Annotated in this window: 14 protein-coding genes and 5 pseudogenes; 13 read left to right on the forward strand and 6 right to left on the reverse strand. The window is 59.7% G+C overall.

Annotated elements, in window-relative coordinates:
- The first annotated feature begins 16 nt into the window (after positions 1–16).
- From ACW4PC_RS14735 to ACW4PC_RS14745, 3 genes are read left to right on the forward strand one after another with little or no spacing between them, the layout of a single operon-like run.
- The gene (locus ACW4PC_RS14735) at positions 17–1,093 is read left to right on the forward strand and encodes an efflux RND transporter periplasmic adaptor subunit (protein WP_455874267.1); all 1,077 of its coding nucleotides are present in this window, start codon (positions 17–19) and stop codon (positions 1,091–1,093) included.
- Positions 1,090–2,175: an efflux RND transporter periplasmic adaptor subunit gene (locus ACW4PC_RS14740; RefSeq protein ID WP_455874268.1), complete on the forward strand. Its 1,086-nt coding sequence runs from the start codon at positions 1,090–1,092 to the stop codon at positions 2,173–2,175. Before ACW4PC_RS14735 ends, ACW4PC_RS14740 begins: the two co-directional genes overlap by 4 nt.
- Positions 2,172–5,240, forward strand: coding sequence for an efflux RND transporter permease subunit (locus ACW4PC_RS14745; protein WP_455874269.1), 3,069 nt, complete (start codon positions 2,172–2,174; stop codon positions 5,238–5,240). The genes ACW4PC_RS14740 and ACW4PC_RS14745 overlap by 4 nt, the downstream gene beginning before the upstream one ends.
- A 206-nt stretch (positions 5,241–5,446) precedes the next feature.
- On the opposite strand, the gene ACW4PC_RS14750 is transcribed toward ACW4PC_RS14745, so the two are convergent.
- Positions 5,447–6,736 carry an ABC transporter substrate-binding protein gene (locus ACW4PC_RS14750; RefSeq protein WP_455874270.1) on the reverse strand — a complete coding sequence of 430 codons (1,290 nt, stop codon included), beginning with the start codon at positions 6,734–6,736 and terminating at the stop codon, positions 5,447–5,449.
- Positions 6,737–6,875: 139 nt separating this feature from the next.
- Between ACW4PC_RS14750 and ACW4PC_RS14755 the strand changes: the two are divergent.
- The 3 genes and pseudogenes from ACW4PC_RS14755 to ACW4PC_RS14765 all read left to right on the forward strand — a co-directional run bounded on the left by ACW4PC_RS14755 (position 6,876) and on the right by ACW4PC_RS14765 (position 10,775).
- Positions 6,876–7,925: pseudogene (locus ACW4PC_RS14755) on the forward strand (LacI family DNA-binding transcriptional regulator).
- A complete protein-coding gene (locus ACW4PC_RS14760; RefSeq protein WP_455874271.1) occupies positions 7,915–9,768 on the forward strand; it encodes a DUF2264 domain-containing protein in 1,854 nt (617 codons plus the stop codon). The pseudogene ACW4PC_RS14755 and the gene ACW4PC_RS14760 overlap by 11 nt, the downstream one beginning before the upstream one ends.
- A complete protein-coding gene (locus tag ACW4PC_RS14765; protein ID WP_455874272.1) occupies positions 9,765–10,775 on the forward strand; it encodes a hydroxyacid dehydrogenase in 1,011 nt (336 codons plus the stop codon). Before ACW4PC_RS14760 ends, ACW4PC_RS14765 begins: the two co-directional genes overlap by 4 nt.
- 2 nt (positions 10,776–10,777) lie before the next feature.
- Here ACW4PC_RS14765 and ACW4PC_RS14770 read toward each other — a convergent pair.
- The 5 genes and pseudogenes from ACW4PC_RS14770 to ACW4PC_RS14790 form a co-directional block, all read right to left on the reverse strand.
- A pseudogene (locus ACW4PC_RS14770) lies at positions 10,778–12,056 on the reverse strand (Gfo/Idh/MocA family protein).
- A 37-nt stretch (positions 12,057–12,093) separates the two neighbouring features.
- The gene (locus ACW4PC_RS14775) at positions 12,094–12,924 is read right to left on the reverse strand and encodes a sugar phosphate isomerase/epimerase family protein (protein ID WP_455875023.1); all 831 of its coding nucleotides are present in this window, start codon (positions 12,922–12,924) and stop codon (positions 12,094–12,096) included.
- 28 nt (positions 12,925–12,952) lie between these two features.
- Positions 12,953–14,117 (reverse strand): annotated as a pseudogene (locus ACW4PC_RS14780) (dihydrodipicolinate synthase family protein).
- A gap of 1 nt (position 14,118) precedes the next feature.
- Positions 14,119–15,268: pseudogene (locus tag ACW4PC_RS14785) on the reverse strand (Gfo/Idh/MocA family protein).
- A 132-nt stretch (positions 15,269–15,400) separates the two neighbouring features.
- A complete protein-coding gene (locus ACW4PC_RS14790) occupies positions 15,401–16,078 on the reverse strand; it encodes a TetR/AcrR family transcriptional regulator (RefSeq protein WP_455874273.1) in 678 nt (225 codons plus the stop codon).
- A 207-nt stretch (positions 16,079–16,285) separates the two neighbouring features.
- Here ACW4PC_RS14790 and ACW4PC_RS14795 point away from each other — a divergent pair, with 207 nt between their 5' ends.
- From ACW4PC_RS14795 to ACW4PC_RS14825, 7 genes and pseudogenes are all read left to right on the forward strand, one after another.
- Positions 16,286–17,572: an ABC transporter substrate-binding protein gene (locus ACW4PC_RS14795; RefSeq protein ID WP_183925692.1), complete on the forward strand. Its 1,287-nt coding sequence runs from the start codon at positions 16,286–16,288 to the stop codon at positions 17,570–17,572.
- A gap of 5 nt (positions 17,573–17,577) precedes the next feature.
- The gene (locus ACW4PC_RS14800) at positions 17,578–18,540 is read left to right on the forward strand and encodes a carbohydrate ABC transporter permease (protein ID WP_455874274.1); all 963 of its coding nucleotides are present in this window, start codon (positions 17,578–17,580) and stop codon (positions 18,538–18,540) included.
- Between the two features lies 1 nt (position 18,541).
- Positions 18,542–19,421, forward strand: a pseudogene (locus ACW4PC_RS14805) (carbohydrate ABC transporter permease).
- Between the two features lie 18 nt (positions 19,422–19,439).
- Positions 19,440–20,513: a Gfo/Idh/MocA family protein gene (locus ACW4PC_RS14810; protein ID WP_455874275.1), complete on the forward strand. Its 1,074-nt coding sequence runs from the start codon at positions 19,440–19,442 to the stop codon at positions 20,511–20,513.
- A 23-nt stretch (positions 20,514–20,536) separates the two neighbouring features.
- Positions 20,537–21,613: an ABC transporter ATP-binding protein gene (locus ACW4PC_RS14815; protein WP_039843471.1), complete on the forward strand. Its 1,077-nt coding sequence runs from the start codon at positions 20,537–20,539 to the stop codon at positions 21,611–21,613.
- Positions 21,614–21,682: 69 nt separating this feature from the next.
- On the forward strand, positions 21,683–22,558 hold the full coding sequence (locus ACW4PC_RS14820; protein WP_455874276.1) for a phosphotransferase: 876 nt from the start codon (positions 21,683–21,685) through the stop codon (positions 22,556–22,558).
- Position 22,559: 1 nt separating this feature from the next.
- On the forward strand, positions 22,560–25,010 hold the full coding sequence (locus ACW4PC_RS14825) for a GcvT family protein (protein ID WP_455874277.1): 2,451 nt from the start codon (positions 22,560–22,562) through the stop codon (positions 25,008–25,010).
- Positions 25,011–25,096: the final 86 nt, after the last annotated feature.

Consider the following 25,096-nt stretch of genomic DNA (forward strand, 5'->3'; position numbering starts at 1 on the left):
TGCAAGAGGTCAATTCATGAGAACTATCCTTGTCGCCGCCTTGCTGGCCACAGGCGCAGTCGCGCTTTCGTCGTGCGAGAAGCAGGCCACGAATGAGGTGAAGCCCAAGAGGGTGGAGACTGTCGTCGTGAAGACTGCACCTGTCGGCGAAATCAACTTCATCACCGGCGAGGTAAGCGCCCGTGTGCAGAGCGACCTGTCCTTCAGGGTCAGCGGACGGATCGTCGAGCGCCTTGTCGATGTCGGCGCGTTCGTAAAGGCAGGGCAGGTGCTTGCGCGCATTGACGCCGAGGAACAGAAGGCCGATCTGGATGTCGCCACAGCGAACCTGCAGTCAGCTCAAGCCCAGCAGACGCAAGCCCAGCTGGCCTTCGGTCGGCAGCAGAATCTCTTTAAGGCTCAGGTCACGACCCGTGCCGCGCTTGATCAGGCTCAGGAGGCGCTGCTGACGGCCCAAGGAAGCCTGAAATCGGCGCAAGCCCAACTCGACACGGCGCGAGACGCTTTCTCTTACACGGAGCTGCGCGCCGATGCCGACGGCGTGATCACGGCGCGAAACGCCGAGATCGGCCAGGTCGCGCAGGCTGCGCAACGGATATTCACGCTTGCCCATGAAGGACCGCGTGACGCGGTCTTCAACGTCTATGAATCCCTCTATCTCGGACGAAAGCTTGAGGACAAAGTCACGGTTGGCCTGCTTTCGACTCCATCCCGGAAAGTAGATGCGGCTGTACGCGAGATCTCGCCAACCATCGACCCATCGACCGGAACGATCAGGGTGAAGGTAGGTCTCGAAGGGGCGCCGGACATGTCGCTTGGCGCTCCAGTCGTCGGCTCCTTCCGTTCCATCACACAGGACACAATCGAACTGCCATGGTCGGCAATGGCCTCGAAGGGTGGCCAGCCTGCCGTTTGGGTCGTGGACCCGTCGTCGTCCAGCGTGTCCATCCGGCCGGTTGATGTTTCCAGCTATGGGACCGGCCGGTTCGCCGTGCGCACGGGCGTGTCTCCAGGTGAAATCGTCGTATCCGATGGTACCAAATTCCTACGGCCCAACGAGGTCGTCTCATATGACAAGGAGGCCGCGAAATGAGTATCCGTGTAACACCCGGGCTGCTGCTCCTTGGGCCATTGCTGCTGTCGTCTTGCCAGAGGCAGGATGAAGCGCGTGAGGAACCGCCCCGCCCTGTTCTTTCCGTCGTCGCCAAATCAACAGCCGCTTCGTCCCTGAGCCTGCCAGGCACAGTTGAGGCCAAGATCGAGACCGAACTTGGATTTCGCGTCCTCGGACGGGTGATAGCCCGCAAGGTCAGCGTCGGCGACATCGTCAAGAAGGGTGACGTCGTTGCCGCCATTGATCCGCTGGCGCTAGAGCTTGCGCTCAGAAGCGCGCAGTCCGAACTCTCCAATGCGCAGGCACAGCTGACAAATGCTGTCTCCACGGAAGAGCGGCAACGGAGTCTGACCGAAACAAGGTCTGGAAGCGAGGCCGCTTTCGAGGAGGCTCAACTGGGGCGGCGCAGTGCCGTTGCTGCCGTTGCAAAAGCGCAGGCCAATCTGGACAAGGCGGAAGAACAATTGAGCTATGCGCAGCTTCGCGCAGAATTCGATGGCGTTGTGACGGCGACCTCTGCGGAAGTGGGCCAGGTTGTCGCCGCAGGCCAGAGCATCGCCACCATTGCCCGTCCCGATCAGCGGGATGCGGTCATTGACATACCGGATGCGAGCTTCGACGGCCTCAAGGTGGGATCGCCCTTCGAGGTTTCCCTCCAGCTAGATCCAACCATTCGCGCGAGCGGTGTCGTTAGAGAAATTGCACCCGAAGCCGAGACGACGACCCGTACACGCCGCACGAAGATAACGCTCGTCAACCCGCCGGCGGCGTTTCGCCTGGGCGCGGTCGTGACGGCAACTGCGACCATCGCCGCTCAGCCACTGATCCTGCTCCCATCGTCCTCGGTGCTGACGAAGGATGGGAAGCCGAACGTCTGGGTGGTCGATACCACGGCCGGCAAGGTCTCCATTCGGGCGATCAAGATGGACGGAGACGTTGCGGAAGGAGGCACCATTCGCATCGCTGAAGGCGTCAATCCGGGTGAACGCGTCGTCGTTGCCGGTGTTCACAAGCTTACTGACGGCCAGGCTGTCAGGGTGGATCAAGGGGAAAACCCGTGAAAAAATTCAATCTTTCCGACTGGGCGCTCGAGCACCGTTCGCTCGTCTGGTATTTCATGATCGTCTTCATTCTTGCCGGCGCGTTTTCCTACATCGGTCTCGGCCGTGAAGAAGACCCGGACTTCACCATCAAGACCATGATCATCCAGGCGCAATGGCCCGGTGCATCCGCGGAGGAAGTGACCAAGCAGGTCACCGACCGTATCGAGAAGAAGCTCGAAGAGCTTGAGTCGCTTGACTATACCCGCAGCGAGACGGTTGCCGGACGGACAACGATTTTCGTGGAGCTATTGCCGACCACCAAGGCCCGGGATGTCAACCCAACCTGGGTGCGCGTCCGCAACATGATCGACGACATCAAGGGAGATTTTCCGAGCGGCGTCGTGGGGCCATTTTTCAACGACCGCTTCGGCGACGTTTTCGGCAATATCTACGCCTTCACCAGCGACGGGCTCACGCAGCGCCAGCTTCGCGACCTTGTCGAGGACGCCCGCGCAAAAGTCTTGACCGTTCCCAATGTCGGCAAGGTGGACATTATCGGTGCGCAAGACGAAGCGATCTACCTTGAATTTTCGACCCGAAAGATTGCAGCCCTTGGTATCGACCAGCAATCGGTTATCGAGACGCTGCAGGCGCAGAACGCCGTCACTCAGTCGGGTTTCGTTGACGCCGGCCCAGAGCGTATCGCCTTGCGCGTCGGCGGTCAGTTTACATCGGAGGAAAGCCTCAAGTCGATCAACCTGCGTGTCAATGACCGGTTCTTTCCGCTGACCGATGTTGCCACGATCAAACGCGGCTATGTCGATCCTCCGTCGTCACTGTTCAGATACAACGGTCAGCCCGCGATCGGTCTCGCCATCGGCATGAAGACCGGGGCAAATCTGCTGGAATTCGGCAAGGCGCTCGACCAGCAGATGGATCGCATCGTGACCGATCTGCCGATCGGCGTGGATGTCCAGCGCGTTTCCGATCAGCCTCACGTCGTCGACGAAGCGGTCTCGGGCTTCACGCGCGCTCTGTTCGAAGCAGTCGTCATCGTCCTTGCGATCAGTTTCATCAGCTTAGGCGTTCGCGCGGGCCTGGTTGTCGCAATCTCGATCCCTCTTGTGTTGGCGATCACGTTCCTCGTCATGGCCTATTCGGGCATTTCGCTGCAGCGTATTTCGCTCGGCGCGCTGATCATTGCGCTTGGCCTTCTCGTCGACGATGCGATGATTGCCGTCGAGATGATGGTCGCCCGGCTCGAAGCAGGAGACGATCTGAAAAAAGCGGCAACCCATGTCTACACGTCTACGGCCTTCCCGATGCTCACGGGCACACTCGTAACGGTCGCCGGCTTCATTCCCATCGGCTTGAATAACAGTGCCGCGGGCGAATTTACCTTCACGCTTTTCGTGGTGATTGCTGTCTCGCTCCTGGTCTCATGGATCGTCGCAGTGTTGTTCACGCCACTTTTGGGCGTGAGCATCCTTCCGAAGACGATGAAGTCGCATCATGATCAGAAAGGCCGGCTGGCGAGAGCTTTTTCGTGGCTTTTGAACCTTTCCATGCGGTGGCGCTGGATCACCATCGGCGCGACAGTCGTTGCCTTCGCACTCTCCATCGGTGGAATGAGCCTTGTGCAACAGCAGTTCTTCCCTTCCTCGGACAGACCCGAACTGATCGTCGATTGGAACCTGCCGCACAACAGTTCGATCTTCGAGACGAACAGGCAGATGGCCAAGTTCGAGCAGGAGATGCTCGCGAACAATAAGGATATAGAGCACTGGACGAGTTATGTCGGACAAGGTGCTCCCCGCTTCATCCTGTCCTTCGATGTTCAGACGCCCGACGTGTCGTTCGGGCAGACCATCATCGTGACCAAGGGGCTTGACGTTCGCGACGAGGTCAAGAGCGAACTGCAGGACTATCTGACGAAAACCTTCCCCGGGACCGATGCGTTCGTAAAGCTCCTCGACATCGGGCCTCCGGTCGGCAAGCCTGTGCAATATCGCATCAGCGGGCCGGATATCCAGAAGGTTCGCGATATCGCCCAGCAATTTGCGGGCATCGTCGGCCAGCATCCGCTGCTCTCCAACATGACCTTTGACTGGAATGAACCGTCGCGTGTCGTGAAGGTCGACGTTCTGCAGGACAAGGCGCGGCAACTGGGCGTCTCGTCGCAAGACATTGCAACAACCCTTAACGGGATCGTGGAGGGATCGTCAGCCACGCAGATCAGGGACAACATCTATCTCATAGACGTGATCGGCAGGGCCCAAACCTCGGAGCGCGGCTCCATCGAGACGCTGCAGAACCTACAGCTGCCTGGCTCAAACGGCAAATCGGTACCGCTCTCGGCAGTTGCCAATTTCCGCTACGAGCTGGAGCAGCCGACGATCTGGCGTCGCACGCGCACGCCGACAATCACCATCAAGGCTGCCGTCGTCGGGCCGACCCAGCCGGCGACTATCGTCACCGAACTGCAGCCCAAAGTCGATGCGTTCCGCAAGGGTCTTCCAGCCGGCTACAGCATCGCCAACGGCGGTTCCGTCGAGGAAAGCGCGAAGGCGCAAGGACCGATCGCTGCGGTCGCGCCGCTGATGTTGTTTGCCATGGCGACGATCCTCATGATCCAGTTGCAAAGCTTCAGCAGGTTGTTCCTGGTGTTCGCAGTGGCTCCGACGGCACTCATCGGTGTGGTTATAGCACTGCTCTTCAGTAACGCGCCCATGGGATTCGTCGCAATTCTTGGCGTGCTTGCGCTGATAGGGATCCTGATCCGGAACTCTGTCATCCTGGTCGTGCAGATCGAACAGCTTCGGAGCGAAGGCGTGCCCCCATGGCGCGCCGTCGTCGAGGCGACGGAGCACCGGATGCGTCCGATCATGCTGACGGCGGCGGCCGCGACCCTGGCGCTCATTCCAATCTCCCGGGAAGTCTTCTGGGGTCCCATGGCCTACGCCATGATGGGGGGCATTGTCGTCGGTACCGCATTGACGCTTCTTTTCCTTCCGGCGCTCTACGTGGCGTGGTTCCGGATCGGGAGAGAGAATCTGGGGGAGCGGAAACCCGCACATTCCTAGCGTTCCGGGAACCCGTTTACGGTCGCCCTCCGCCTGGGCGCGCCCGCCTATCGGCGGGGCCGGAGGTCATCAGTTTCTTAGCTTCACGCCCCGCAACCAACGCTCAATCAAGAGGCCCGCCACGCTGAACTGACCCCTGAAAGTTGGACATCAACGGTCAGGGGTCAGTTCACGAGGGCGGGCCTTGCGGGAGGAGAAACCTGGATTCAGCTTCTGATCGTTGCCTTGCCTTGTTCCACCAGGCGAGCGGCGGCATCGGCGGGCGTCGTGCGTTCGAACGCGAGCTCGTCAGCGAGGGGCCGAAGGACGCGCTGGTCGAATTCCGTCGCGCCAAGCGGGGCAGGTGCCGGGTAATCGCCGACCTGATCCTTAAGAAGGTTGACGTACTTGACGGTATCCTGCTCCGTCGGGTTAAGGTTCGGCAGGATCGCCTCGCGGACGGTCGCTGACATCGGTACACCCCGTTCCACTCCGAGGATCTTGCCGGCGTCGATGTCGTTGACGAAGAAGTCGATGAACTTGGCCGCCGCTTCGCCGTTCTTCGTCGTCGCTCCGATGCTCCAGATAAGCGCGGGACGGTAGTAATGGCCGGAGGGACCACCCTTCCTTTCGCGCGGCAGCATGGTGATCGCCAGTTTATTCTTCGAGATCAGCTGATAGCCGACGAGCTGGTTTGAATAGGCCATGCCGATCGCCGATTTGCCAAGCGCCAGGCAGTTGGTGTCGATGGTGTTCTGGTCGAGCGTCTGTACATCCGCCGCGACCGTGCCACCCTTCTTACGCAGGTCCTCCCAAAAGCTGTACCATTCCTTGGCATCCTCGACGTCGAAGCCCAGGCTGCCATTGGCGTAAAGGCTCTTGCCCCGCTGGCGCAGCCAGGCATCGAAGACATAGGCATAGCGCGCGCCGTAAGGGCCGCCCCAGTAATTGTCCTTGCCGGCAGCTTTTGTAAGCTCGACGGCCAGTTTGGCATATTCGTCCCAAGTGAGGTCCGGCGTCGGCAAGGGAAGTCCAGCCTTTTCAAAGATGGTCTGATCGAAAAAGAGCGCAAAGGAGTTAAGGCCGAGGCCGATGCCATAGAGCTTGCTGTCGACGGTCGTCAGCTTCAGCATATCCTTGCCGAAGGTGTCGACCTTGAGAGCCGAGGGAACGAACTCATCGAGGGGCATGCAGGCGCCGCGCTTTGAGTAGTCGGAGATCGTGCTGGGCTCGAGCTGGAACACATCGGCGATCGCGCGACCAGCCATCTGCGTCGCGAGCTTCGTCCAATAGCCGTCGCCGCTGAGCGACTCGCCGACGATCGTGACGCCGGGCGTCTTGGTCTGATAGAGCTTTGCAACCTCCAGCGTACGCTTGGCGCGGTCGTTCGAACCCCACCACATGGCACGCAGCTGCGCGTCTTCGGCAAATGCCGGGATGGCACTACCCGCGCCGACTGCGAGGCCCGTAGCCACACCGGCCGAGCCCATCAGAAATGAACGTCGATTGATCTGCATGATGATCCTCCTTTGTCGCCTGCCCGTGCCGTCCTCCAACGGTTCTCGAGCATGTCACAGGTAGAGTACGCAAATTATTTCGGTTTGCAACAAATTATATTCCCGTTGCAAATTTGCATGATTTGCATATGTTTGAGTTATGAACGAAATCAAATCCAGACGGCCGCGTCAGGCCGACATCGCAGCCTTGGCAGGCGTCTCCGTTTCGACGGTTTCACGCGTGCTTGCCAACGAGCCAGGCATAAGCGACAGCGTGCGCGAGCATATTCTGAGGGTGGCGGCTGAGCATGGATACCAGGTGAGGTCTGCTCCGGAAGCGGTTCCGGGAGGACTTGCGCTGATTGCCAGCGATGGGGTCACGGGCGGACTGAGCGTTTTCTACGAGTTCCATCGTCGAGGGTCTGCGTACGGCGGCAGCCGAGCACGGCATGTCGTTTGAGGTTCGCCTCATTCGGGAAGACCGCGCGACGCCCGAGGTCATTCGAGACTATATGAAGTCGGCGCGTGCCGAGGGTCTCTTTCTCGTCGGCATTGATCCGAGTGGGGCTTTGCGCGGCTGGATCGACGACGAGAAGGTTCCGGTTGTCCTCGTCAACGGGACGGATCCTCAGCTCCGCCTCGACGGTGTTTCGCCTTCCAATTTTTTCGGTGCCTTCCAGGCTACCCAGCGGCTGCTGAAGGCCGGCCACCGCCGCATCCTCCATCTGACCGGTTCCCACCGCAATACGATCCGCGAGCGTGTTCGCGGTTTCGAGGCGGCGATAGCCTCGGTCCCGGATGCCGACGGCCGGCTTGTGCCGATGACGTTTCATGGCAGTGCCAGCCGCGAGGCGCATGAGCTGACGGCGGCGATTCTTGCGGAGAACGCCGGGTTCACTGCCGCCTTCTGCATGAACGATTTTATCGCGGTCGGTGTCTTGGAAGCCGTCACGGAAGCTGGCCTTCGGGTGCCGGAAGACTTCGCGATCGTCGGTTTCGACGATCTGCCCTGCGCATTGATGACCAATCCGCCGCTTTCCACCATGCGCGTCGATCGTGCGGCGCTTGGCCGGGAGGCGATCGGTCTGATGATCTCCCGTTTCCGCGACCGGGCGGCCCCCGCCCGTCATGTATGCCACGGGGTCATCCCCGTTGCCGGGGGCACCGTATCTGATGTTCCAACCTCATGAGTGATTCCGATGACCTATGATCCGGCCAGCGCCAATCCGCTTGCAGGCAACCCGCTCGAAACCCGCGAGCACATGGGCCGCGCGCTTCTCGATCTCTTCGATCCACTGCTGCCCTATTTTTCGAAGGGCAATGCCCGCGTGCGGCTGGATGGCGCCGGCGCGCATTTCGATCGTGCCGCGGCCGATCTGGAAGGCTTCGCCCGGCCCCTGTGGGGTCTTGCCCCTTTGGGTGCGGGAAACGGCCGGTTCGAGCATTGGGAACGTTTCGCCGAAGGCCTCGCAAATGGCGCCGATCCGCAGCATCCGGAATATTGGGGCACGATCAACGGCCGCGACCAGCGCATGGTGGAGCTTGCCGCGCTCGGTTTTGCGCTGGCGCTTGTCCCGGAAAAGATCTGGGAGCCACTAGATGGGCATGCCCGAAACAACGTCATCGCTTATCTCAAACACGCGCGCCAGTTTGACTACGCCGACAACAACTGGAAGTTCTTCCGCATCTTCGTCGATATCGCGCTTGACCGATTGGGCGCGGATTTCGATCGCAGCCTCACTAGGCAATATCTGGAAGAGCTGGAGGGCTTCTATATCGGCGATGGCTGGTATCGGGACGGCAATGTCCGCCGTATCGATCACTACATTCCCTTCGCGATGCACTTTTACGGCCTGATTTATTCAAAGCTTGTCGATGATGACTATGCCAAGCGATACCGCGAGCGAGCAGTACTCTTTGCGAAGGATTTCAAGAACTGGTTTGCAGCCGATGGTGCGACGATCCCCTTCGGCCGCAGCCTGACATACCGTTTCGCCTGCGCAGGTTTCTGGTCGGCGCTTGCCTTCGCCGACCTCGAAGCTTTGCCCTGGGGTGAAGTCAAGCATCTTTGCCTCCAGCATCTGCGCTGGTGGAGGGACAAGCCGATGACGAACCGAGACGGCATCCTTTCAATCGGTTTCGGCTATCCCAATCTGCTGATGTCGGAGAGTTATAATTCTGCAGGCTCGCCCTATTGGGCTTTCAAGGCCTTCTTGCCGCTCGCAATTCCAGCAGATCATCCGTTCTGGACGTCAAAGGAAACGGCGCCGGAAGCGGTCGCCGTCTCCCCGCAGCGCCATCCGGGCATGGTCATGATACGGGCGGGCGGCGATGTCGTGGCGCTTTCTTCCGGCCAGGAAAATTTGCAGATGCGTTTTGGAACGGAAAAATACGCAAAATTCGCATATTCAGCGCGCTACGGATTCAGTGTTGAGGCCGACGAGCGAAATTTCGCCGGCGGCGCTTTTGATTCGGCGCTGGCTTTCAGCGACGATGGATTGCATTACCGAGTTCGCGAGACGAATGCGGAAGCCAAGATTGCCGGCAACGTGCTTTATTCGAAGTGGTCGCCGTTCAAGGATGTCTCGGTCGAAACATGGCTCGTACCGGCAGCGCCCTGGCATATTCGCGTTCACAGGATCAATACGCCACGTGCGCTGCAGACGTCCGAAGGCGGCTTCGCTATCGCCAAACGGGATTTCGATCTTGATACTCTTTCGGCAGAAGCAGGTGCCGCGCATGTCATCGGCGAGAGTGATTTTTCCGGCATCGCCGATCTTGGCTCGACCGTGACGCGCACCGGCCTTGCGCAGAAAGCCTTGCCGAATACGAACCTCATTGTTGCAAAGACATTGGTGCCGCAGTTGCGCGGCGAAATCCCCGCAGGTGAGACCGTGCTGATTGCGGCAGTGCTCGCAGTCAATGATCCGCAAGCTGTTTCCGGGGTTTGGATGAAGCGCCCTGTTGTCCCGGACATCGGAGCTTTGGAACAGCAGGTGAAGGAACACGGCGTGACGGTCAGCGCCATTGTCGCGCCGGGACAGATGCCATGAGCCGTCCCGGCATCGCGTTTGCCATGCACCCGGGGCGCACGGAACATGTCGTCTCGGATGAGTTGCTTCAACGCCTGGAAGTCATCGGCCGCTTGCTCGACCGCGAGCCGCTGCAGAATTTCTCTGATGAGCGCGCCCGGCGCGTGCTCCCGGAGGCGGAAATCCTCATTACAGGCTGGGGGGCGCCGCAGGTGGGCGGTGAGGTGCTTGCCGCAGCGAAGCGTTTGAAGATTGTCGCTCATGCGGCCGGCACCGTCAAAGGCATTATCGGTGAAGAGATTTTCAGGGCCGGGATTGCGGTCAGCCATGCCGCGGAAGCCAATGCCACACCGGTCGCGGAGTTTACGCTCGCAGCCATTCTCTTTGCCGGCAAACAGGTTTTCCGTTTCCGCGACCGTTACGTGGCAGACCGCAACCGTGACCGCACCCATTCGATGCAGCGTTTGGCGATCGGCAACTACCGGCGCACAGTCGGCATCGTTGGTGCATCGCGGATCGGCCGTCGCGTCATCGAGTTGCTGGAGCCGTTTGACTACCAGCTTGTCCTTTTCGATCCGACGATTAGCGTGGCTGAAGCCCAGGGGCTTGGAGCAGAGAAGGTCGATCTGGATACGCTCATGAGGGTTTCCGACATCATCTCGCTTCACGCGCCGTCCCTGCCTTCCACGCAACATATGATCGATGCGCAGAGGCTGGCTTTGATGAAGGACGGCGCAACGCTCATCAACACGGCTAGGGGCGCAATCATCGATGAAGCTGCGCTGCTGGCGACGCTTGCAACCGGCCGCATCGATGCCATCATCGATGTCACGGACCCGGAAATCCCCGAGCCTTCATCGGCCTTTTACGATCTGCCGAATCTGTTCCTGACGCCGCATATTGCAGGCGCCGTCGGACTGGAGCGCATGCGCCTCGGCGAAATGGCGGTGGACGAGATCGAACGTTTCTTAAAGGGCGAGCCGCTTCGTTATCGCGTCACTCTCGCGGATCTCGAAAAGATGGCCTGAGCCTATTCAACCCTGCGGGAATTCGGTGAGTCGTCATTGGCAAGCTCAGGCATCAGATCGGCGAGATTAACGACCTTGCCGGTGCGGGAACTCTGAAGCGCTGCAATGCCGCAAAGCACCGACATGGCCCCGGCACGCGTTCCCGCACGCTGATGAAGCCTGTCCTTCATGTCCGGCTTGAAGATCATATTGCGCATCCGGTCGTCCCCGCCGTAGTGGCCGCCGGAGGAATGCGGCACGATGATACGCTCGACCGCCTCCTTCCCATTGGGGAAATTCCGGATCAGCAGGATCTCATCCTCTTTCTTCACCTCCCAGGGTTGGGCTTCATGCTGGCGGATTTCGATTCGGCCTTTGGTGCCGTTGAATGCCAGATGGTGGCCTTCGATCGGCTGGAAGGTGTTCAGCGAATAGGAGACATGCACGTTGTTTCGATAGCGGATGCTGACGACCATCGTATCCGGGATGTCGATATCCTCGCGGAAGACGCAGCCGTCGCGAAAATATCCGTCGATCTTCGACGGTTCCTCGTAGAGTGTGTCCAGGAAGGGATCTGCCTCCAGATCGAGATAGTAGTCGCATTCATGCGTGTGCGGACAGAGCTTGCATCGTGGGCCGCGGAAGGGGCCTTTGCGGCCGTAATTCTGTAGGTCGGCGAAGGACGTCACGGCTTCGGGATCGCTGTCGAGATACCAGTTCAGCAGATCGAAATGGTGCGTTGCCTTGTGGACGAAGAGGCTGCCGGAATTTTCGGTATAGGCGTGCCAGCGGCGGAAATAGTCGGCGCCGTGTTTCGTGTTCGAGATACCAGTGGAAATCGACTGAACTGACGCGGCCGATCTGCGCCGGAATCGAGCAATTCCTTGATTTTGGCTGCGGTCGGCGCATAGCGGTAGTTGAAGGAGCACGTCGACGCGCCTGCCGGTACGCTTCTCGGCGTCGATGATCCGGCGAATCTTTTCCGACTGCGGTCGTCATCGGTTTCTCGGTGATGACGTCGATCCCGGCCTCCAGCGCCCGCACGACGATCGCATCATGCGTGTGATCCGGCGTGCAGACGATGACAAGGTCCGGTTTGACCTCGGCCAGCATCGCATCGATATCCTCGTAGATCGGCGCATTGCTGCCGATCATCGTGCGGGCGCGCTCGCCGCGAAGAGAGTTCTTTTCGACGATCGCGACGAGATCGACATGCTCGCGCCAACCGGCGAGCAGGTCTTTGCCCCACATGGTGGTTCCGCGATTTCCTGTCCCGATCAGCGCAAAACGGCGTTTCTCCATCGAATGATCCTCCTCATGCGTGCTGAAATGTATCGAACTATGCTTGGCAGCAGCTATGGTATCGCTCGACGCAGGTCGCGATGACCTCGTCGGCTGGCCGTTTCCACCAATTCTCCGCCGAAAAGATCTCGACCTCCTGGGCGCCGAGGAAGCCTGCCTTCTCGATCATGCGCCGGATGCCTTTGAGATCGATCACGCCATCGCCCATCATGCCGCGGTCGGTTAGCATGTCCTTTGTCGGTACCAGCCAGTCGCAGATATGATGCGCGAAGATACGCTTCATCTGGCCGGCGCGCGCGATCTGGTTGGCGAGATCCGGATCCCACCAGACATGGTAGACGTCGATTGCAACGCCGACGTTTTCGCCCAGCTGCTCACACATATCGAGCGCGTGAGCGAGCGTGTTCACGCAGGCTCGGTCCGCCGCATACATCGGATGCAGGGGTTCGATTGCCAACGGCATGCCGGCGGCTTCTGCATGCGGCGATACCGCAGCGATACCGTCAGACACCATCTGGCGCGCTGCGCCGATGTCCTTGGAACTGCCCGGCAGCCCGCCGACGACGAGCACGAGGCAATCGGCGCCGAGTGCGGCGGCCTCATCGATTGCGCGCCTGTTGTCGTCGAGGTTCCTCTGCCATTCCGCCTCGTTTGCCGCCGGAAAGAAACCGCCGCGACAAAGGCCGGTGAGCTTCAATCCGTTCGATTTGACGATGCGAACGGCCTCGGCGAGCCCAACTTTCGCGACCTGCTCCCGCCAGGGTGCGATCCTGGTGATGCCGTGCTTCAGGCAGATATCGACGGCTTCGCCAAATCCGCATTGTTCACGGATCGTCGCAAGATTGATCGAAAGTCCTTCGATCTGCATATCGAATTCCTCCCGCTCCCGATCGGCGTCAGTAAACGCCATGAACGGCGAGCACCCGCTTCATGTGGTTGACCGCCATATCCGGATCGGCAAGTACGCGCGCCTTGTCCGCCAGCCGGAAAAGCTCCGCGAGATGGGCCAGTGAACGCGTGCTCTGCTGCCCACCGATCATCGTGAAGTGGTCCTGCAGGCCGTTGAGATAGGCAAGGAAGACGACGCCGGTCTTGTAGAAGCGTGTCGGCGCCTTGAAGATGTGACGTGAAAGCGGAACGGTCGGATCAAGCAAGTCGAAGAACTCGCGGTTGCTCTTGCGGCCGAGGGCCTCCATAGCGGCGGAGGCGGCCGGCGCAATGGCATCGAAGATGCCGAGCAAGCGCGTCGGAGTGCCCCTGTTCGTCGCCGGCGATCAGTTCCGCATAGTTGAAGTCGTCGCCGGTATACATGCGCACGCCCTTCGGCAGTTGCCGGCGCATTGCGATTTCCTTCTCCTTGGAAAGCAGGGAAACCTTAATGCCGTCGATCTTTGCGGCATTGGCTTCGATCACTTGCAGGCAGGTGGACATGGCCTTGATGTGGTCCGGATTGCCCCAATAGCCTTCCAGCGCCGGGTCGAACATCTCGCCCAGCCAGTGGATGACGACCGGTTCTTTCACCTGCCGCAGGATGCGATCATAGACGCGGATGTAATCGTCCGGCCCCCTCGCAGCGGCCGCAAGCGCGCGGCTTGCCATCAGGATGATGCGCCCGCCCTCTGCCTCGACGGCTTCGATCTGTTCTTCGTAGGCCCGGATGATCGTGTCGATTGTCACGTCGGGACCGGGAGCCAGATGATCGGTACCGGCGCCGCAGGCGATCAGCGCATCCTTGCGAGTGCGTGCTTCGCCAAGCGCTCGGCGAATGAGATCGCGCGCTTCCGGCCAGCCAAGTCCCATGCCGCGCTGCGCCGTGTCCATCGCTTCGGCAACGCCGAGGCCGAGGTCCCAAAGGCGGTGGCGGAAGGCGAGGGTCCGTTCCCAATCGATGGCAGGCGTCAGCCATGGATCGTTGTCCGCCAGCGGGTCGGCGACGACATGGGCAGCGGCAAAGACCACGCGCGGAAAATCTTTCGCGTCACGCTTCTTGAGCTCGATCGGCGTTCCGGTCAGCGTATAGGGGGCGATCCTGCCGTCGAGGGGAAGATTGATCGTCTGCATATCAGAACTCCAATGCCGGAACGTCGAGCCAGCGGCGCTCGGCCCAAGATTTCAGGCCCAACTCCGCAAGCTGGACGCCCTTGGCGCCCGCCTCTAGGCCGTAGGGCCATGGGGCGTCTTCGGCGACATGGCGCAGGAACATTTCCCACTGCACCTTAAAACCGTTGTCGAATGCCTGCGTATCCGGCACCTCGTCCCAGGTCTGGTAGAAGTCGATCGTTTGCGGCTGGTCCGGATTCCACACCGGCTTCGGCGTATTGACGCGATGTTGCGTCCAGCATTTCGTAAGACCGGCGACGGCAGAACCGTGCGTGCCGTCCACCTGGAAGGTCACGAGATCGTCGCGGCGCACGCGCACGGCCCAGGACGAATTGATCTGCGCGATCACGCCGCCTTCAAGCTCGAAGGTAGCATAAGCCGCATCATCCGTATCGCAGTCGTAGGCCTTGCCCTGCTCGTCGACGCGGCTGCCGATATGCGTTGCGCCGAGGCAGGAAACCGCTTTCACCTCGCCGAAAAGATTGTCGAGCACGTAGCGCCAGTGGCAGAGCATGTCGAGGATAATGCCGCCGCCATCGCCCTTGCGGTAGTTCCAGGACGGCCGCTGCGCCGGAACGCCCCAATCGCCCTCGAAAACCCAATAGCCGAACTCGCCGCGCACCGAGAGAATCTTGCCGAAGAAACCGGAATCGCGCAGCAGCGCCAGCTTGCGAAGACCCGGCAGGAAGAGCTTGTCCTGCACGACGCCGTGCTTGAGGCCGGAGGCTTCGCGCCTTCCGTGCAAGGTCAACGGCCACTTGCAGGTCGTCGGAGATCGGCTTTTCGCAATAGACGTGCTTGCCGGCATCGAGTGCCTTGGAAAGCAGCTCGGCGCGCATCAAGGTCGTTCCGGCATCGAAGAAAATCTGATCGTCCGGGTTGGCGAGCGCTCCGTCCAGATCTGTCGACCAGCGCTTGATATTGTGCTTCTTCGCCAGCTCTTCCATCTTGTCGCGGTTGCGGCCGACGATGATGGGGTCGATCTCCAGCCGCTCGCCGGATTTCAAAAACAAACCGCCCTGGTCGCGGATGGCCAGGATCGATCGCACTAGGTGCTGATTGTAGCCCATGCGGCCTGTAACGCCGTGCAAAATGATCCCCAGACGAGCCATCTTATTTCTCCCTGCCAAATTATCGAACGGCGGGAGCGGGCGTTGCCCGGCCCTCCCAAGCCAGTAACTAAACGGTTACTTGATGGCAGATCGGAAGCGGGGCTGTCAATAGTCAAATCCAATATTGAATATTCAGCGCTTGATCGAGGCGAGGGTCACGTGAACGATATGCCGTTCCCAACTGTCGAGGTTTGAGGACTCAATGAGTTCGCGCCCGAAGATCGTCGAGAGTGTGTGTTGGTTCGAAAGATAGAAGTATCCGAGCGACGCGATCGTCAGATAGACGTGAAGGGGATCGGCGTTCTCGATGAAGACGCCTTCCTTCTTGCCGCGCTCGAGAACCCGCGCAAGCTCACCGATCAGGTGAGAATGCAATTCCTTGAGCCGGACGGACTGGCGAAGCCAGCGGGCGCGGTGCAGGTTTTCCGTACCGAGAAGGCTTAAAAACTCCGGATGCTTGAGGAAATAGCGCCATGTGAAGAGAGCAAGTTCGCCAATTCCTTCTTCCGGGCTGCGGTCGCCGATATGCAGGGCGCGCTCTGCTGTACGGATGCCGACATAAGCCTCCTCCAACACACGTAGGTAGAGCTGCTCCTTGTCGCCAAAATAGTGATAGAGCATGCGCTTATTGGTGCCCGCCCGCTCGGCAATTGCGTCGACGCGCGCCCCGCCCATGCCGTTTTCGGCAAATTCGCGGGTAGCTGCTTCCAGGATCGCGGCCTTGGTTCTTTCGGGGTCGCGTTGCAATACGCGTTCGCCGGCCACCCGCTTGGCTTTTTTCTTTTCCCCGGTCTCGCCGCTATTATCCATCCGCTCATCTCCCCAGACGCTCTGTTGCGCTCATAAGGCTTCGGTGCGAGATTTTAAAAGCGACAATCCGGGAGGAGAACCTCGCGAAATTATCACCGCTTGACAGGCCCGATGCTTGTCCATAGCTTGTAACCAATTAGTTATTTGTTGCAAGAGAAACCAGCAAGGAGCGTGTGGAGGCGCTCCCCAAGGGAGGAGGAAAAACAGATGACACTACGCGTAAGCAGACGTAATTTCATGGCGGGCGGGGCAACGCTTCTCTCGCTTTCGGCACTGGGTTCCAGTGCCTTTGCGCAGGATACACGCCTGCGCCTGCTGTGGTGGGGATCCCAGCCACGTGCAGATCGCACCAACAAGGTATCGGAACTCTACAAGGCAAAGAATCCGGGTACGTCGATAACCGGCGAGTTTCTCGGTTGGGGCGATTATTGGCCTCGCCTCGCGACGCAGGTCGCTGGCAAGAATGCCCCCGATGTTATCCAGATGGATTACCGTTACATCGTCGAGTACGCACACCGCGGCGCACTTGCGCCTCTCGATTCCTACATGCCGTCGAAGCTCAATCTAGGTGACTTTGACAAGGCGCAGATCGAGGGCGGCAGCGTCGATGGACATCTTTATGGCGTGAGTCTGGGTGCGAATTCGGCGGCAACCATGCTGAGCAAGACCGCGTTCGAGGAAGCGGGCATCGATCTTCCGACAAAGGCAACGACCTGGGAAGAGTTTGGCAAGATGGCAGCCGAACTGACCAAGGCCGGCAAGCGTAAAGGCATGTTCGGAATGGCCGATGGCAGTGGTGGGGAGCCGCTTTTCGAAAATTACCTCCGCCAACGCGGAAAGGCGCTTTATACTGCTGATGCGAAGATTGGCTTTGGCGTCGAAGAGGCATCCGAATGGTTTGATATGTGGAACAAGTTCCGTGAAAGCGGTGCATGCGTTCCGCCTGACATTCAGGCTTTGGACAAGAACGACATCGAGACCAATACGCTGACCCTTGGCAAGTCTGCCGCTGGATTCGCGCACTCGAACCAATTCGTGGCATATCAGCAGATGAACAAGGACAAGCTCACTCTGGCAAACCACATGCGAGTGACAAAGGACTCGAAGGGCGGCCACTACCGCAAGCCTTCGATGTTCTTCTCGGTTTCAGCTCAGTCGAAAGTGGTCGATCAGGCAGTCGATTACGTGAACTTCTTCGTCACGAACCCGGATGCCGCGCTGGCGCTGGGTGTTGAACGCGGCATTCCGGAATCGGCAGCGATGCGTGAGGTCGTGGCAGCCAAGCTCGACGCTGTCGGGAAAGTGCCGCTGGAATACGTCTCCGGCCTCGGCGATCTCGCCGGCAAGTTGCCGCCACCGCCGCCCGCGGGTGCCGGTGAGGGCGAGCTCACGCTTCGAAACATCTCTGAGCAGGTCGGCTTCGGGCAGTTGACAGCGGCAGACGGCGCCAAGCAGCTCGTGGACGAACTTACGCGCATTCTCGCGCGGGGCTGATCCATATGAATAATGCGATGCGCACGATGGCTGCAGAGGCAGCGACGGTAGAACGGTATCGGGGAACGGTGGCCGACAGCCGGTTCAGGCGGCTGTGGAATGCCAATGCTCCAGGCTATCTCTTCCTGCTGCCCTGGCTTCTGGGCTTCTTCGGGCTGACGTTCGGACCTGCCCTGATGTCGCTCTACCTATCCTTCACCGACTTCGACATGTTGAGGTCGCCGGGCTGGGTGGGCGCGGCAAACTACGTGCGCATCGCCACTGCCGATCCGAAATTCGCCTCGGCGATGTCGGTCACACTGACCTACGTGATGTTGGCCGTGCCCTTTAAGCTTGCTTTTGCGCTGATGGTTGCGCTGGCGTTGAACCGGGGCATCAAAGGCCTACCAATCTATCGCGCTATCTTCTATCTGCCCTCGCTGCTCGGCGCGAGCGTGGCGATCGCCGTCCTCTGGCGCCAGCTTTTTGCCGGTGACGGCTTGGTCAATGCGGCACTTGCACAATTTGGCATTCAGGGGCCGAGCTGGATTTCGCATCCGAACTATTCAATCTATACGCTGGTTGCGCTCAGCGTCTGGCAGTTCGGCTCGCCGATGATCATCTTCCTTGCCGGTCTGCGTCAGATCCCGCAGGACATGTACGAAGCCGCCAGTCTCGACGGCGCCTCGAAGTTCCGGCAGTTCTACAAGATCACGCTGCCGCTTCTGACGCCGGTCATCTTCTTCAACGCCGTCGTGCAGACGATCGACGCCTTCAAGGCCTTCACGCCCGCCTTCATCATCTCCGGCGGCACCGGCGGCCCGATCAATTCGACGCTGTTCTATACGCTTTATCTCTACCAGGAAGCTTTCGGGAACTTCCGCATGGGCTATGCCTCGGCGCTTGCCTGGATCCTAGTGATCATTATCGCGATCTTCACCGCCTTCTCGTTCCTGTCCTCGCGTTACTGGGTGCACTACGATGACTGAGATGACTGCCATTGTCACCGCCCCGCAGCCGCCCTCGGACGTCAACAAGCGCAGCCTGCCGGGCTCGATCCTGGTCCATGCCCTGCTGATCGGCGGCTCGCTCCTGATGCTCTATCCGTTGCTTTGGATGGTTTCGGCTTCGGTGCGGCCGGAAAACGAAATCTTCACGTCAACGTCGATTTTTCCATCGTCCATCGATTTCTCATCCTATCTTCGTGGATGGGTCGGCCTCGATGTCAGCTTCGGTCGGTTCTTCTGGAACTCCCTGGTGATCTCGGTGCTGACGGTGGTCGGCAATGTCATTGCGTGTTCCCTCGCTGCCTTCGCCTTTGCGCGCCTGCGCTTTGCTGGCCGGAACTTCTGGTTCGCGATCATGCTCGGCACGCTGATGATCCCCTATCACGTGACGCTGATCCCGCAATATGTGCTCTTCCTGAACCTCGGCTGGGTCAATACCATCCTGCCGCTGGTGGTGCCGAAGTTCCTGGCAAGCGACGCCTTCTTCATCTTCCTCATGGTGCAGTTTTTCCGCGGCATTCCGCGCGAACTGGATGAGGCCGCGATGATGGACGGCTGCAGCGCTTGGCGCATCTATTGGAAGATCATGCTGCCGCTATCGCTTCCAGTGTTGGCGACAGCCGCAATCTTCTCCTTCATCTGGACCTGGGACGATTTCTTCGGTCCGCTGATCTACCTGAATGACATGAACACGTACACGATCCAGCTCGGTCTGCGAACCTTCGTCGAACTCGACCAGTGCATCGGATTGGGGCGGCCTATTCGCCATGTCGACGCTCTCGCTCGTGCCCGTCTTCTTCTTCTTCCTCTTCTTCCAGCGCCTGCTGATCGAAGGCATCGCCACGACCGGCATGAAGCGCTGATGCGGATGGGAAAGTGACATGAGCATCAAGACTGTTGCCATCGTCGGCTGCGGTATCGGGCGTTCTCACATCGTCGAGGGCTACCTGCCGCATCCGGATAAGTTCAGGGTCGCAGCCATCTGCGATCTCAATGAGGAGCGCCTGAAAGCCGTCGGCGACGAGTTTGGAATTGAGAAGCGTACGACCTCCTTTAGCGAGCTTCTGGGCGACCACGAAATCGACATCATCGACATCTGCACGCCACCCGGCATTCATCGCGAACAGGTCGTGGCAGCTCTTGCGGCGGGCAAGCATGTCGTCTGCGAAAAACCGCTCACCGGCTCCCTCGCCGCTGTTGATGAGATCGTGGAGGCTGAAAAAAGTGCCAAGGGCGCTCTGATGCCGATCTTTCAATATCGCTATGGCGATGGCATTCAGAAGGCGAAATACATCATCGACGCAGGCATAGCCGGCAAGTTCTACATGGGCGCTGTCGAGACCTTTTGGCTGCGCAAGCCCGAATATTACGCGGTTCCCTGGCGCGGCAAATGGGCGACTGAACTCGGCGGCGTACTCGTAACGCATGCGCTGCACCTGCACGATATGCTCTTCCATCTCGCAGGTCCGGCCGCCCGCGTTTTCGGCAGGGTTGCCACTCGCGTCAATAACATCGAGGTGGAAGATTGCGCCTCCGTCAGCCTTCAGATGCAGAACGGCGCCTTCGTTTCGCTTTCCTGCACGCTGGGTTCGCAGCAGCAGATCAGCCGGCTGCGGCTGCATTTCGAGAACGTTACCTTCGAAAGCAACCACGATCCCTACGCGCCGGGCAAGGGGCCGTGGCAGATCATCGCCGCAAATGACGAAGTGCAGGCAAGGATCGACGCTGCGGTTGGCGACTGGCGACCGGTTGCGCCGCGGTTCAACACGCAAATGTCCCGCTTTCATGACTACCTCAGCGGTCATGGTCCGCTGCCGGTCACCAGCGCCGATGCGCGGCGTGCGCTGGAACTGGTAACAGCAATCTATCAATCGTCCGATAGCGGCGCAGACATAGCGCTGCCCATCGGGCGCGACAGCCCCAAATACGCCGACTGGCGTGCAAAAACGAGATAACGGACCAGGAGAGGGTTTAGAAGATGGCAACAAGTGTCGTTCTTCAGAAGGTCGAGAAGCGCTACGGGTCGCTGGATGTCATCCATGGCATCGACCTCACGATCGATCCCGGCGAGTTCGTGGTCTTCGTCGGCCCGTCCGGCTGCGGCAAGTCCACGCTGTTGCGCATGATCGCCGGCCTCGAGGAGATTTCAGGCGGCGGCCTGCTGCTCGACAACGAGCGCATGAACGAAGTGGCGCCTGCCAAGCGCGGCATCGCCATGGTCTTCCAGTCCTATGCGCTCTATCCGCATATGTCGGTCTACAAGAACCTCGCCTTTGGTCTTGAGACGGCTGGATACAAGAAGGCCCAGATCGAACCGAAGGTGCGCCGCGCCGCTGAAATCCTGCAGATCGAGAAGCTTCTGGAGCGCAAGCCGAAGGCCTTGTCCGGCGGTCAGCGCCAGCGCGTCGCGATCGGCCGCGCCATCGTGCGCGAGCCACGCATCTTTCTCTTCGACGAACCGTTGTCGAACCTTGATGCGGAACTGCGTGTTCAGATGCGCGTCGAAATTTCCCGCCTGCACCGTAATCTCGGCAACACGATGATCTATGTCACCCACGATCAGGTCGAAGCCATGACCATGGCGGACAAGATCGTGGTGCTGAATTCGGGCCGCATCGAGCAGGTCGGCGCTCCGCTGGACCTTTACAACCATCCGGCAAATCGCTTCGTCGCAGGCTTCATCGGCAGTCCGAAGATGAACTTCCTGAAGGCGAAGATCGAGCGCGTCAATGACGGCGACACGACGATCAATGTCTGCGGCAATTCAATCCGCCTGCCGCGCCGCTTGAAAGGTTCGGCCGGTCAGGAGGTTACCTTCGGCATCCGTCCGGAACACTTGTCCGTGGCCGATGGCGGCATTGCACTTGCGACCGTCGACATCGACCTGGTCGAAAACCTTGGCGGCGCCACCATGCTCTATACGAAGACGCCGGACGGCCAGCACCTGACGGTGGCTCTGGACGGTCAGCAGAAGGTTGAGCGCGGCACGAATGTGACGGCGTCCTTCGACCCCGCCCGCTGTCATGTTTTCGATGCTTCGGGTGCCACGATATAAAGCCTGCTCTGCTTGACAGCCAAGCCTGCTCTGGCCCATCCTTTGCAGGTGGGTTGCGAGGGGGAAAGCGTGACGCCTGAAGATAGGATTCATGCACTCGGCATCTGGCAAGGCCCGATCGAAATCGCACCGATTGCCGGCGGCATTACCAACCGGAACTATCTCGTAACCGATCGCATATCGCGCCGCGTCGTGCGCCTCGGCGCCGATATTCCGGTTCATCATATCAGTCGCCAGAACGAGCTTGCAGCGAGCCAGGCAGCCCACGCTGCCGGACTTTCGCCTGCGGTCATCCATCATGAGCCCGGCGTGCTCGTCCTCGATTTCATCGAGGCGCGGGCTCTGACGGCGGAAGACATCCAGGATGCGCAAATGCTCGCACGCATCGTGCCACTGGTTCGCGCCTGCCATCATGACATCGCCCTTCATTTCCGTGGCCAGGCGATGATTTTCTGGGTCTTCCATGTCATCCGCGACTATGCGGCCACTCTGATTGCAGCGGAAAGCGACTATGCGCCGATGCTTCCCGCGCTGCTTGAAAAGGCCGAACTCCTCGAGCAGACCGCCGGCCCTTTCGATATCGCCTTCGGCCATAACGACCTTCTCGCCGGGAACTTCCTTGATGACGGCAAGCGTCTCTGGCTGATCGATTGGGACTACGCGGGTTTCAACACGCCGCTCTTTGATCTCGGCGGCCTCGCCTCGAACAACGAGTTTTCGGAAGGTGCCGAGCGGCAAATGCTGGAAACCTATTTCGGCCGGCCGCTGACGCGGGATCTCTGGCAGCGCTATAGCGCCATGAAATGTTCATCTCTGCTCCGCGAAACGCTTTGGAGCATGGTCTCCGAGATCCATTCGACCATCGATTTCAATTATGAGGCCTACACAGTCGAAAACCTCGCGCGCTTCGAGCGTGCCTACAAGGCATTTGAACAGGACCAGTAATATGGCGAAGGAATTACCGAAGACGGCGAAAGCTGTGGTCATCGGCGGCGGCATCATCGGTTGCTCGACGGCCTATCATTTGGGCAAGCTCGGCTGGACGGATACGGTGCTGCTTGAGCGCAAGAAGCTCACCTCCGGCACCACCTTCCATGCGGCGGGCCTCGTCGGCCAGCTGCGCACCAGCGCCAACATCACCCAGCTGCTTGGCTATTCTGTCGATCTTTACAAAAAACTTGAAGCCGAAACCGGTCTCGGCACCGGCTGGAAGATGAACGGTGGATTGCGGCTTGCCTGCAATGAAGAGCGTTGGACCGAGGTGAAGCGCCAGGCAACGACAGCGCAATCTTTCGGCCTCGACATGCGATTGCTCACTCCGCAGGAAGCCTTCGAACTCTGGCCGCTGATGACGATCGACGACCTTGTGGGCGCAGCTTATCTGCCGACCGACGGCCAGGCCAATCCTTCCGACATCACGCAGGCGCTGGCGAAAGGCGCCCGGATGTCCGGCGTCTCGATCTTCGAGGATACGGAAGTTCTCGACCTGGAAATCGACAAAGGAAAGATCCGCGCCGTCATCACCGAAAAAGGCCGCATCGAATGCGAACGCGTCATCGTCTGCGCCGGCCAGTGGACCCGGGCTTTCGCTGCTCGTTTCGGCGTCAACGTGCCGCTCGCCTCCGTCGAGCATCAGTACATCATCACCGAATCCTTCGGCGTGCCTTCCAATCTGCCGACGCTGCGCGATCCGGATCGCCTGACCTACTACAAGGAAGAAGTTGGCGGGCTCGTCATGGGCGGCTATGAGCCGAATCCAATCCCCTGGGCGGTGAACGGCATTCCCGAAGGTTTCCATTACACGCTGCTCGACAGCAATTTCGATCACTTCGAGCAGATCATGGAGCAGGCGCTGGAGCGGGTTCCAGGCTTGCAGAAGGCGGGGGTCAAACAGCTCCTGAACGGACCAGAGAGTTTCACGCCGGATGGCAATTTCATTCTCGGCGAAGCGCCGGAGCTGAGGAATTTCTTCGTCGGCGCCGGGTTCAACGCTTTCGGCATAGCCTCCGGCGGTGGTGCCGGCATGGCGCTCGCCGAGTGGGTCGCCAAAGGTGAGCCGCCTTATGATCTGTGGCCGGTCGACATCCGCCGCTTCGGCCGCCAACACTTCGATACCGACTGGGTGCGTACTCGCACGCTGGAGGCCTACGGCAAGCACTATACGATGGCTTGGCCTTTCGAAGAGCATTCGAGTGGTCGCCCCTGCCGCAAGTCGCCGCTTTACGATCGCCTCAAGGCTCAGGGCGCCTGCTTCGGCGAAAAGCTCGGCTGGGAGCGGCCGAACTGGTTCGCCGATCTCTTTGCCGACGAGGAGCCGAAGGACGTCTATACCTACGGCCGTCAGAACTGGTTCGATGCCGTCGGCCGCGAGCACAAGGCTGTGCGCGAAGCGGCTGTCATCTTCGATCAAACATCTTTTGCAAAGTTTGTTCTGAAGGGGAGGGATGCAGAGGCCGCTCTTTCGTGGATCGCCTCGAATGATGTCGCCAAGCCCACCGGATCGCTCACCTACACGCAGATGCTGAACGACAAGGGCGGCATCGAATGCGACGTCACCGTCGCCCGCATCGCCGAGAACGAATTCTACATCGTTACCGGCACCGGCTTTGCCACTCACGATTTCGATTGGATCGCCCGCAATATTCCGGCAGATATGCGGGCCGAGCTTGTCGATGTGACATCGTCCTATTCGGTTCTTTCCCTGATGGGGCCGAATTCCCGCGATGTCCTTGAGAAAGTCACCACCAGCGATGTGTCCAACGCGGCCTTTCCGTTCAGCCGGATAAAGACCATCGGCATCGTCGGCTGCCCCGTCAGGGCGTTGCGGATCACCTATGTCGGCGAATTGGGCTACGAACTCCATGTCCCTGTCGAATATGCAACGACGGTCTATGATGCCTTGATGGCTGCCGGCAGCGGTTTCGGTCTTGTCAATGCCGGCTACCGTGCCATCGAAAGCTGCCGTCTGGAAAAGGGCTATCGTGCTTGGGGTTCGGATATCGGCCCGGATCATACACCAATCGAGGCGGGGCTCGCCTGGGCAGTCAAAACGAAGAAGAACATCGACTTCCGTGGTCGCAAGGCGATCGAGCGCCAGCTTTCAGGTGGTGTGAAAAAGATGCTCGCCTGCGTCGTGCCGGACGATCCGGAGACCGTCCTTCTCGGCCGCGAAACCATTTATCGGAATGGCAAACGTGTCGGCTGGCTTTCCAGCGGCGGCTTCGGCTACACGATCGGCAAACCGATCGGCTACGGCTACATCCGCAATCCCGACGGCGTGACCGAGGATTTCATGTTGTCGGGAATCTATGAACTGGACGTTGCGAGGGAGCGTATTGCCTGCACGGTGTCGCTGAAGCCGCTCTATGATCCGGAGATGAAGCGCATCAAGGCTTGATCGGCGTTTGCTATGCGGGCGGTCCGACCGCAAGATCTGGCAAGCGCCCAACCTCTCTCCTTATTCCTGTCCTTGTGACAGGAGCC

The sequence above is a fragment of the Rhizobium yanglingense genome (assembly GCF_977109285.1).